This is a genomic window from Kribbella sp. VKM Ac-2566 (assembly GCF_004366005.1).
Classification (GTDB): domain Bacteria; phylum Actinomycetota; class Actinomycetes; order Propionibacteriales; family Kribbellaceae; genus Kribbella; species Kribbella pratensis.
Genome location: NZ_SODT01000013.1, coordinates 235,271 through 244,889, shown reverse-complemented (window position 1 = coordinate 244,889; position 9,619 = coordinate 235,271). Strand labels below are relative to the sequence as shown.

Annotated in this window: 13 protein-coding genes; 3 read left to right on the top strand and 10 right to left on the bottom strand. The window is 68.9% G+C overall.

All coding sequences use genetic code 11. The features are described 5' to 3' along the window. The first annotated feature begins 20 nt into the window (after positions 1 to 20). Complete coding sequence (locus EV647_RS31890) at positions 21 to 560, top strand: hypothetical protein (RefSeq protein WP_134009589.1); 540 nt, start codon at positions 21 to 23, stop codon at positions 558 to 560. Between the two features lie 3 nt (positions 561 to 563). Continuing rightward, a complete protein-coding gene (locus EV647_RS31885; RefSeq protein ID WP_134009587.1) occupies positions 564 to 1,139 on the top strand; it encodes a hypothetical protein in 576 nt (191 codons plus the stop codon). An 8-nt stretch (positions 1,140 to 1,147) separates the two neighbouring features. Here the strand turns inward: EV647_RS31885 and EV647_RS31880 are convergent, their stop codons facing one another. Then, positions 1,148 to 1,768, bottom strand: a complete 621-nt coding sequence (locus EV647_RS31880; RefSeq protein WP_134009585.1) for an acVLRF1 family peptidyl-tRNA hydrolase — start codon at positions 1,766 to 1,768, stop codon at positions 1,148 to 1,150. After that, positions 1,765 to 2,373 (bottom strand): TetR/AcrR family transcriptional regulator, encoded by a 609-nt coding sequence (locus EV647_RS31875; RefSeq protein ID WP_134009583.1) that lies wholly within the window; start codon positions 2,371 to 2,373, stop codon positions 1,765 to 1,767. The genes EV647_RS31880 and EV647_RS31875 overlap by 4 nt, the downstream gene beginning before the upstream one ends. 64 nt (positions 2,374 to 2,437) lie before the next feature. On the opposite strand from EV647_RS31875, the gene EV647_RS31870 reads away from it, so the two are divergent. After that, entirely contained in the window at positions 2,438 to 2,914 is a 477-nt protein-coding gene (locus tag EV647_RS31870; protein WP_134009581.1) for a quercetin 2,3-dioxygenase, read from the top strand. A gap of 54 nt (positions 2,915 to 2,968) precedes the next feature. Here the strand turns inward: EV647_RS31870 and EV647_RS31865 are convergent, their stop codons facing one another. The 8 genes from EV647_RS31865 to EV647_RS31830 are packed head-to-tail and all read right to left on the bottom strand — an operon-like array spanning position 2,969 to position 9,526. Next, on the bottom strand, positions 2,969 to 3,349 hold the full coding sequence (locus EV647_RS31865; RefSeq protein WP_130386126.1) for a metal-sulfur cluster assembly factor: 381 nt from the start codon (positions 3,347 to 3,349) through the stop codon (positions 2,969 to 2,971). Next, positions 3,342 to 3,812, bottom strand: a complete 471-nt coding sequence (gene sufU / locus EV647_RS31860) for a Fe-S cluster assembly sulfur transfer protein SufU (RefSeq protein WP_134009579.1) — start codon at positions 3,810 to 3,812, stop codon at positions 3,342 to 3,344. The genes EV647_RS31865 and sufU overlap by 8 nt, the downstream gene beginning before the upstream one ends. 1 nt (position 3,813) lies before the next feature. Continuing rightward, positions 3,814 to 5,070, bottom strand: a complete 1,257-nt coding sequence (locus EV647_RS31855; RefSeq protein ID WP_134009577.1) for a cysteine desulfurase — start codon at positions 5,068 to 5,070, stop codon at positions 3,814 to 3,816. Then, positions 5,067 to 5,831 (bottom strand): Fe-S cluster assembly ATPase SufC, encoded by a 765-nt coding sequence (gene sufC, locus EV647_RS31850; protein WP_133788291.1) that lies wholly within the window; start codon positions 5,829 to 5,831, stop codon positions 5,067 to 5,069. Before sufC ends, EV647_RS31855 begins: the two co-directional genes overlap by 4 nt. Positions 5,832 to 5,854: 23 nt before the next feature. Further along, positions 5,855 to 6,193: a non-heme iron oxygenase ferredoxin subunit gene (locus EV647_RS31845; RefSeq protein ID WP_131340840.1), complete on the bottom strand. Its 339-nt coding sequence runs from the start codon at positions 6,191 to 6,193 to the stop codon at positions 5,855 to 5,857. After that, a complete protein-coding gene (gene sufD, locus EV647_RS31840) occupies positions 6,190 to 7,392 on the bottom strand; it encodes a Fe-S cluster assembly protein SufD (protein ID WP_134009575.1) in 1,203 nt (400 codons plus the stop codon). The genes EV647_RS31845 and sufD overlap by 4 nt, the downstream gene beginning before the upstream one ends. Further along, on the bottom strand, positions 7,392 to 8,804 hold the full coding sequence (gene sufB / locus EV647_RS31835) for a Fe-S cluster assembly protein SufB (RefSeq protein WP_133788289.1): 1,413 nt from the start codon (positions 8,802 to 8,804) through the stop codon (positions 7,392 to 7,394). The genes sufD and sufB overlap by 1 nt, the downstream gene beginning before the upstream one ends. Continuing rightward, positions 8,801 to 9,526 (bottom strand): helix-turn-helix transcriptional regulator, encoded by a 726-nt coding sequence (locus tag EV647_RS31830; protein ID WP_370344346.1) that lies wholly within the window; start codon positions 9,524 to 9,526, stop codon positions 8,801 to 8,803. The genes sufB and EV647_RS31830 overlap by 4 nt, the downstream gene beginning before the upstream one ends. Positions 9,527 to 9,619: the final 93 nt, after the last annotated feature.

Below are 9,619 nucleotides of genomic sequence, written 5' to 3'. Positions count from 1 at the left end.
TGGTGGACGAGAGGGGCTTGATGGCATTCGCCGTGGCGCGGACCTGGGACGAGGCGCAGCTGTACCTGGAGCTGCATCCGTGTCCGGACTGCGGGTCGGTCGACGCGCCCTGGGAACAGGCCCTGGTCCAGGTCGACGGTGACCTGGCGTCCAGCTACGCCGCGATCTGCCCGGGCTGTTCCGCGGAACGCGAGTACCTGTTCGGGCTGCCGGCGCACGAGACACCGGTGCGCGGCTGGCCGACGTTCGGCGGTCCGGAGCCGTCCGAGATCCTCGACGCCGGCCAGTGGATGGACGTCGCCGACACCGCCGCGGCGGCCGTCCCCACGGATCCCGTCGAGGCCGGTAGGGTGCTGGCCATCGCGCAGGCCGCCGTCCTCGAGGTGATCAAGTTCGTCCCGGCCGGCGCGGACGCCGTACCGGACGACGAGTTCTGGACACCGCAAGGACAGGCGGTACACGCCGCCGAGCCCGGGCGCTTCCGGCTGGACCGGTTACTCGTGACTCGTGACGTGTACGCCGAACTGGCCGGTGAAATCAGCGAGACAGGAGCGAGCTAACCGATGCCGATCGCAAGGACCCTGGCGGAGGCCGAGATCTACGTCGCGCTGGAAACCGCGCAGGCCGGGCCGGAACCGGGCCTGACCTCGGTCCCGGCTCCGGACTTCGAGCTTGGCGAGAACATCATCGAGGGCCCGGACGCCTGGACCTACCTGTCGCCGATCGGCGAGATCACCATCCCGTACTCGTCCCAGCGCTCGTCCACCCGGCTCGGCGCCCACTGGGGACTGGGCAAGTCGCAGCTCGTCGACGCGGCGGAGTGGGCGGTCGTCGCGCACCTGTACGCCGACCGGACGATCGCGGCCGACCTGGCGTACGACGGCCAACCGGGCCAGGAGCGGTACTACGTCGAGCTCGGCTGGGAACTCGCCGCCGAGGCGATCCGGGAGGCGATGAAGTCCCTGCCGGAAGGTGACAACGGCGGCGACACGGTCCCCGATTCGGAGATCTGGACCAGCTTCGGCGCCGACGCCAAGGCACGCGACCCGTATCTGGTCAGCCGCGCCCGGCTGGAGGACGACCTGGAGTACTACACCGGCACGCTGGCCGACTTCCGCGCGCTGCACGGGCCGGCCTAGGACAGGCCTTAAGGCACGCGCTGGTCCACGTCGATCCGGATCGCCCGGGCGTCGGCACCGGCCTGCTCGAGAACCTTCTGCTTCGGATCCGGTACGCCGAGGAACGGCGGCCGCACCAACGCGGCCAGCTCCTTCAGCCGCGGATCGTCGAGGACCGTGTCGACGGCCCGCCGGTCTCCCCCGCACACCAGTACGTCGAGCTTCGCCGGCGCCAGGATCCGCACCGCGACCTCGGTGGCCGCCGCGAACGCCTCGCGCGCCTGGTTGTCCCGCCGGCGCGCGTACCGCTGCTGCGACCAGCCACCCGCCTTGGTCGTCCCCTGCACGTGCCGCGACCCGACCTTCGAGTCGACAAGCTTGCCGCCGGCAAACACGCCCGCGCCGTAACCACCGCGCCGGACGAGCAGTACGCCGAGCCGTCGCTCGGTGAGCACATGCGCGACGAGCCCTGCGCGGGACAACTCCGCGAGGGGCTCGAAAGGCACTGTGACGACAGCGGACTCGCCGTCCTCGGCCGACAACGTGACGCTCGTCGGCGTCACGTCGTACACGACCTCACCGTGCCGTTCGCCGAAGCCGGTCAGCCACCTGTCCAACCGCTCCGGCGCGACATGAACGGTGCGCGTCATGCTTCAGCTCCCTCGGACAACGCGGCACGCACGATCGCGCGCGCGGACGACAGCATCACGTCCGCAGCCTCGTCGCGGCTCAGTCCGGCGACGTCGACGAGCCAGACCAGCGCCTCGATGCCGACAGAGCTGCGCACGGCGATGGCGAGCCGGTGGACGGCGGCCTCCGACAACCTGTCCCGGGCGGGCGAGAGCGCATCCTCGAACCAGCCGATCCCGCGCCCCTGCCGTAGCGGCAGCTGATCCGGCTGCGTCGACGGCTCGAGCGACAGACGGAGCATCGTGCGCTGCTGCGGCTCGAACTTCAGCAGACTCTCGATGAACGCTGCCACCACCGTGAGCAGCCGCGTCTCGGGATCGTCGCCGCTGTCGGCCGGCAGCAAGGTGGTGAGCTCGACCTCTGGGTGGGCGGCGGCGAGCAGCTCCGCCTGACTGCGGAAGTACCGGTACGCCGTCGTCCGCGAGATCGACGCAGCCGCAGCGGCCTCCTCGACCGTCGGGGCCGACCCGCCCTCGGTGATCAGCTCACGAGCGGCGGCGATCAGGTCGTTGCGCGTGCGCTGCTTCTGCCGGGTCCGTCCGGACTGCTCGTACGCCGTTGACATGGCATACACGGTACCTTACTTTCGTAATGGGACTCGAGTCCCACGAATGGGAGGGGTATTCGACATGACCACACTGGCTGCGACGGTCCGCGATCACGGCGAGGGCGAACGGCGGTGGTTCAGCGGCGGCGGTCTGCAGACCTGGCTGGCGACCTCGGCGGAAACCGGAGGTGCGTTCCTGCTGATCGAGTTCGTCGGCGAGCAGGGCAAAGTGACGCCGCTGCACATCCACCCCGCGTCGGACGAGACGTTCTACCTGCTCGACGGAGAGATCCTGCTGGACCTCGACGGAAAGAAGCGCGGCCTCTCGGCCGGTGGGGTCGCGGTGGTTCCCCGCGGCATACCGCACGCCTTCAAGGTCGTCTCCCCGACGACCAGGATCCTGACGATCCAGACACCCGGCACAGACGAGGCGTTCTACCGGCTCGCCAGCGAACCCGCTCCGGAGGGGAGCCGGCCGATCCCGGTCGACTTCGACCGGATCCGGGAAGCTGCCGAGCAGACCGGCGCCATCCAGATCGTCGGACCGCCACCGTTCTGAGCACATGCGAAGAGCCCGGGCCACCTGACCCGGGCTCTCCCACTGCGGAAACACTCAGACGTTGAAACCCAGCGCGCGCAGCTGGTCGCGGCCGTCGTCGGTGATCTTCTCCGGGCCCCACGGCGGCATCCAGACCCAGTTGATCCGGAAGTCGTTCACGAGGCCGTCGAGCGCCATCCGGGTCTGATCCTCGATCACGTCGGTCAACGGGCAGGCCGCGGACGTCAGCGTCATGTCGATGATCGCCGTACTGGTGTCGTCGACGGTGATCCCGTAGATCAGGCCCAGGTCGACAACGTTGATGCCGAGCTCGGGGTCGACGACGTCCTTGAGAGCCTCGTTGACGTCCTCGACCTTGGGCGGCGTCGTGCCCGCCTGAGCAGCCTCGAGGTCGACCTCGGGCAGCTCGATCTTCTCGTCGGTCTGGTCAGGCATTCTTCACTCCTTCGTTGGCTGCGCCCTGAGTTGCCAGCGCCTGCGCCGTGGCATCCCGCCACGCCGACCAGCCCAGCAGTGCGCACTTCACCCGCGCGGGGAACTGCGCGACGCCCGCGAACGCGACGCCGTCCTCCAGAACCTCTTCGTCCGGTTCGACATTCCCCCGGCCCTGCATCAGCTCGAGGAACTTCTCGTACGTCGCCATGCCCTCGGACACCGGCTTGCCGATCACCAGGTCCGACATCACCGAGGTGGCCGCCTGGCTGATCGAGCAGCCGACGCTGTCGTGCGTGACGCCCTTCACGGTGTCGCCGTCGAGCTCGACCCGGAGCGTCACCTCGTCCCCGCAGGACGGGTTCACGTGGTGCACCTCCACGTCGTACGGGTCCGCGAGACCCGCGTGATGCGGGGTCCGGTAGTGATCCAGGATGATCTCCTGGTAGAGGCTGTCGAGCTGCATATCAGTCCACCTTGAAGAACGATCGGACGAACCCGAGCCCGTCGACGAGCGCGTCGATCTCCTCGGGAGTCGTGTACAGGTAGAAAGACGCTCTGGTCGACGATTGCATTCCGAACCGCTCGTGCACCGGCCGCGCGCAGTGGTGCCCGGCCCGGACCGCGATCCCCCGGGTGTCCAGCACGGTCGACACGTCGTGCGGGTGTACGCCGTCGAGCGCGAAGCTGATCGCGCCGCCGTGGTCCGTCGCGTCGGTCGGACCGAGCAGCGTCAGGCCGGGAACCGTCTTCAGCCCCTCGAGCGCGTACTCGACGATCGCGTGCTCGTGCGCGGCGATCTTGTCCATCCCGATCCCCGACAGGTAGTCGACGGCCGCACCGAGCCCGACCGCCTGCGCGATCGGCGGCGTACCGGCCTCGAACCGGGCCGGCGGCGGCGCGTACGTCGAGCCGGTCATCCGGACGACCTCGATCATCTCGCCGCCGCCGAGGAACGGCGGCAGCTCGGCGAGCAGCTCGTACCGGCCCCAGAGCACGCCGATACCCGTCGGGCCGACGACCTTGTGACCGGTGAAGACCAGGATGTCCGCGCCGAGCGTGGACACGTCGACCGGGAACTGCGGGACCGCCTGCGACGCGTCCACCACCACGGTCGCGCCGACCGCGTGCGCCTTGGTCGCGATCTCGGTGATCGGGTTGATCGTGCCGAGCGCGTTCGACACCCAGGTGAGGGCGACGACCTTGGTGTTCTCGGTCAGCAGCTCCTCGATGTTGCTGAGGTCCAGCCGCCCGTCCTCGGTCACACCGAACCACTTGAGCGTCGCGCCGGTCCGCTCGCACGCCAGCTGCCACGGGACGATGTTGCTGTGGTGCTCCATCTCGGAGACCACCACGACATCGCCCGGCTTCAGCGCGGCGCCGAGCGTGTGCGCGGCCAGGTTGAGCGCCTCGGAGGCGTTCTTGGTGAAGACGATCTCGTCCCGGTTCGGGGCGCCGATGAACGCGGCCACCTTGTCCCGGCCGCCCTCGTACGCCGCCGTGGCCTCGGCACCGAGCTGATGCATGGCCCGCGCGACGTTCGCGTTGTGCTGGAGGTAGTGGTCCTCGATCGCCTGCACGACCTGGCGCGGCTTCTGCGAGGAGTTCGCCGAGTCCAGGTAGACCAGCGGGAACCCGCCCGCGAGTTCACGCGACAGGATCGGGAAGTCCGCCCGGACCGACTGCAGGTCCAGCGGGCTGCTGAAGGTCCGGGTGATGGTCATGCCTTCGTGCTCGCCTTCAGGAAGCGCTCGTAGCCGTTGGCTTCCAGCTCCTCGGCCAGCTCCGGGCCGCCCTCCTCGGCGACGCGGCCGTCGACGAAGACGTGCACGAAGTCCGGCTTGATGTAGCGCAGGATCCGCGTGTAGTGGGTGATCAGCAGAACGCCCTTGTCACCCTGGGACGCGAACCGGTTGACGCCCTCGGAGACGATCTTCAGCGCGTCGATGTCGAGGCCGGAGTCGGTCTCGTCGAGGATCGCGATCTTCGGGTTCAGCAGCTCCAGCTGGACGATCTCGTGGCGCTTCTTCTCACCGCCGGAGAAGCCCTCGTTGACGTTGCGCTGACCGAAGGTGGGGTCCATGTCCAGGTCGGACAGCGCCTTGTTCACGTCCTTGACCCAGGTGCGCAGCTTCGGCGCCTCGCCGTCGATCGCGGTCTTCGCCGTACGCAGGAAGTTCGCCACCGACACCCCCGGCACCTCGACCGGGTACTGCATCGCCAGGAACAGGCCGGCCCGGGCGCGCTCGTCGACGGCCATGTCCAGCACGTCCTCGCCGTCCAGGGTCACCGTGCCGCTGGTGATGTTGTACTTCGGGTGCCCGGCGATCGAGTACGCCAGCGTCGACTTGCCGGAGCCGTTCGGGCCCATGATCGCGTGCGTCTGACCGCCGGCGATGGTCAGGTCGACGCCGCGCAGGATCTCCTTCGGGCCGTTCTCGGTGTCGACCGACACGTGCAGGTCGCGGATCTCGAGTGTCGCCATGAGGTTTCTTCTATCTCCGTCGTTTACAGGGATGCTTGGTTCAAGGGGTTCTTCACGTCGACGAGTACGTCGTCGCCGTCGAGGCGGACCGGGTAGATCGGCACCGGGTCGTAGGCCGGCAGGCTGGTCGGCTCGCCGGTGCGCAGGTCGAAGCGGGACCCGTGCAGCCAGCACTCGATCTCGCACTCGCCGACGTCGCCCTCGGACAGCTGGATCTGCGCGTGCGAGCACTCGTCCCGCACCGCGAAGTACTGTCCTTCGCTCTTCACGACCGCGACCTCGACACCGCCGACCTCGACCGGGATCACACCCTCGTCGGGGACGTCGGCGGCGGCGCAGGCGCGCTCGAACGTGTCGCTCACTGCCCGACGACCGCCTTGGCCGATGCGCTCAACTCCGCGGCCCGCGCCAGCTTCTGCTCGATCACGTCGTGCAGGTGCTCGGTGACCTCGGGTACGCCGATCTTGCCGATGATGTCGTTGAAGAAGCCGGACACCACCAGCCGCCGGGCCGCGTCCTCGGGGATACCGCGGGCCTGCAGGTAGAACAGCTGCTCGTCGTCGAAGCGGCCGGTCGCGGACGCGTGGCCGGCGCCCTCGATCTCGCCGGTCTCGATCTCCAGGTTCGGCACCGAGTCGGCGCGGGCGCCGTCGGTGAGCACCAGGTTCCTGTTCAGCTCGAAGGTGTCGGTGCCCTCGGCCGCGGCCCGGATCAGCACGTCGCCGATCCACACCGAGCGGGCGTGGTCACCGGCCAGCGCGCCCTTGTACAGCACGTTGCTCTTGCAGTTGGTGGCCTCGTGGTCGACGAAGAGCCGGTTCTCGTGGTGCTGACCGCCTTCGGCGAAGTACACCCCGAGGAGTTCCGCGTCGCCGCCGGGCCCGGCGTACCGGACGTTGGTGGCGACCCGGACGATCTTGCCGCCGAGGGTCACGACCACGTGGTGGAGTTTCGCGTCCCGCCCGACCAGCGCGTCGTGCTGGGCGAGGTGGATGGACTCGTGGTCACCCTGCTGGATGCTGACCACGCGGAGCTCGGAGCCGTCGCCGGTGACGATCTCGACGTTGGTGCCCAGCTCGCCCGCGCCGGTGTGATCGATGATCACGATCGCGCGGCTGTGCCGGCCGGCCTCGACGATCAGATGGCTGAAGCCGCGGGCACCGAGGCTCGCGACGTTCACGTGCACCGGCTCGGTCAGCTCGGCCTCGACCGGGATCCGGACCGCGAACGCGTCGCCCGCGTGGTTCCAGGCGACGGCCGCGGACCGGTCCTGCGGCTTGCCGACCTTCAGCGAGTCCGCCGCGACGGTCTCGAAGACGACGCCCTCCGGACCGGAAGCGTCGATCTTCGGGGTCTCGGTGCCGGCCGCGTCGTCGAACAGGGCCTTGAGCTGCTTGACCGGGGTGAAGCGCCACTCCTCCTCGCGCCCGTTCGGCACCGCGAAGTCGGCCACGTCGTACGACCTCGGCCGCTCACTGCGCGCCTGGAGCGGGACCGGGGACCCCGGCCCGTGGGAGTGTGCCCGGTTGCCAGTGGCAACCAGCGTTTCAGCGGCGGACATCAGCCGACGGCCCCTTCCATCTGCAGCTCGATGAGCCGGTTGAGTTCCAGCGCGTACTCCATCGGGAGCTCGCGGGCGATCGGCTCGATGAAGCCGCGGACGATCATCGCCATCGCCTCGTCCTCGGCCATGCCCCGGCTCATCAGGTAGAAGAGCTGGTCGTCGCTGACCTTGGACACGGTCGCCTCGTGCCCCATCGCCACGTCGTCCTCGCGGACGTCGACGTACGGGTAGGTGTCCGAACGGCTGATGGTGTCGACCAGCAGCGCGTCACAGCGCACCGTGGACTTGCTGTGGTGCGAGCCCGGCGCCACCTCGACCAGACCGCGGTACGACGTCCGGCCGCCGCCGCGGGCCACCGACTTCGACACGATCGAGCTGGAGGTGTACGGCGCGTTGTGCACCATCTTGGAGCCGGCGTCCTGGTGCTGGCCCTCGCCCGCGAACGCGACCGACAGGGTCTCGCCCTTGGCGTGCTCGCCCATCAGGTACACGGCCGGGTACTTCATCGTCACCTTGGAGCCGATGTTGCCGTCGATCCACTCCATGGTCGCGCCCTCTTCGCAGGTGGCGCGCTTGGTGACCAGGTTGTAGACGTTGTTCGACCAGTTCTGGATCGTCGTGTAGCGGCAGCGGGCGCCCTTCTTCACGATGATCTCGACGACTGCGGAGTGCAGCGAGTCGGACTTGTAGATCGGCGCCGTGCAGCCCTCGACGTAGTGCACGTAGGCGTCCTCGTCGACGATGATCAGGGTCCGCTCGAACTGGCCCATGTTCTCGGTGTTGATCCGGAAGTACGCCTGCAGCGGGATGTCCACCTTGACGCCCTTGGGGACGTAGATGAACGAGCCGCCGGACCAGACCGCGGTGTTCAGCGAGGCGAACTTGTTGTCGCCGACCGGGATGACGGAGCCGAAGTACTCCTTGAAGAGCTCCGGGTGCTCCTTCAGGCCGGTGTCGGTGTCCAGGAAGATGACGCCCTGGGCCTCCAGGTCCTCGCGGATCTGGTGGTAGACGACCTCGGACTCGTACTGCGCGGCGACGCCGGCGACCAGGCGCTGCTTCTCCGCCTCCGGGATACCGAGCTTGTCGTAGGTGTTCTTGATGTCCGGCGGCAGGTCCTCCCAGGAGGTGGCCTGCTTCTCGGTCGACCGGACGAAGTACTTGATGTTGTCGAAGTCGATCCCCGACAGGTCGGCGCCCCACGACGGCATCGGCTTGCGGTCGAAGAGCTTCAGGCCCTTCAGGCGCAGGTCGAGCATCCACTCCGGCTCGTTCTTCAGCGCGGAGATGCCCCGCACCACGTCGGTGCTGAGGCCGCGCTGGGCGACCGCACCGGCGGCGTCGGAGTCGGCCCAGCCGTACTGGTAGTTGCCGAGGCCTTCCAGTTCGGGGTGAGCGGTTTGCGTCATCGTGTAGTCCTCGCAGCTTCGCCGTCGGATACAGGGGGAACCGGGCTGGCGCCCGGGATATGCGTCGTACAGACACCGTCGCCGTGGGCGATGGTGGCCAGTCGCTGCACGTGCTTGCCGAGGAGTCTCGAGAACACCTCGGTCTCGGCCTCGCACAACTGGGGGAACTGCGCGGCCACGTGCGCGACCGGGCAGTGGTGCTGGCAGAGCTGGGCGCCGTGGCCCGCCTCTGCCGTGGAGGCGGCGTAGCCGTCGGCCGTCAGGGCCTGGGCGAGCACCTCCGCCTTCTTGCTCTCGGGAGCCTGCGCGAGCAGTTCCCGGTAGCGCTCCTCCACCTCGGAGACCCGGCGCCGGGCGAACTCCGCCACGGCGTCGTCACCGCCTGCCTCGGCGATGAACCGCATCGCGGTCGCCGCGAGGTCGTCGTACGCCTGGTGGAAGGCGTGCCGGCCGGAGTCGGTCAGCACGAACACCTTCGCCGGGCGGCCGCGGCCGCGGGGGCCGTAGACGCGCTCCTCGCGCGATTCCACCAGGCCCTCGTCGAGCAGGTGGTCCAGGTGCCGGCGAACCGCCGCCGGGGTGAGTTCCAGCCGTTCCGCCAGCACCGCGGCGCTGGACGGGCCGTTGGTCAGGATCGAGCGTGCGACCCTGTCCCTGGTGGACTCGTCCCGCGCGCCGGCAGCGCCGTGAGGCACGGCTCGGTCGGTCGCAGGAGTTTTCACAACATCAGTGTCGCGTAATTCCGCGGGCCCTTCAAATAAGGGTCGCCTTACCGGTTCGGGCGCTCACGCGGAACCCGGGACCCGACCGTGAGC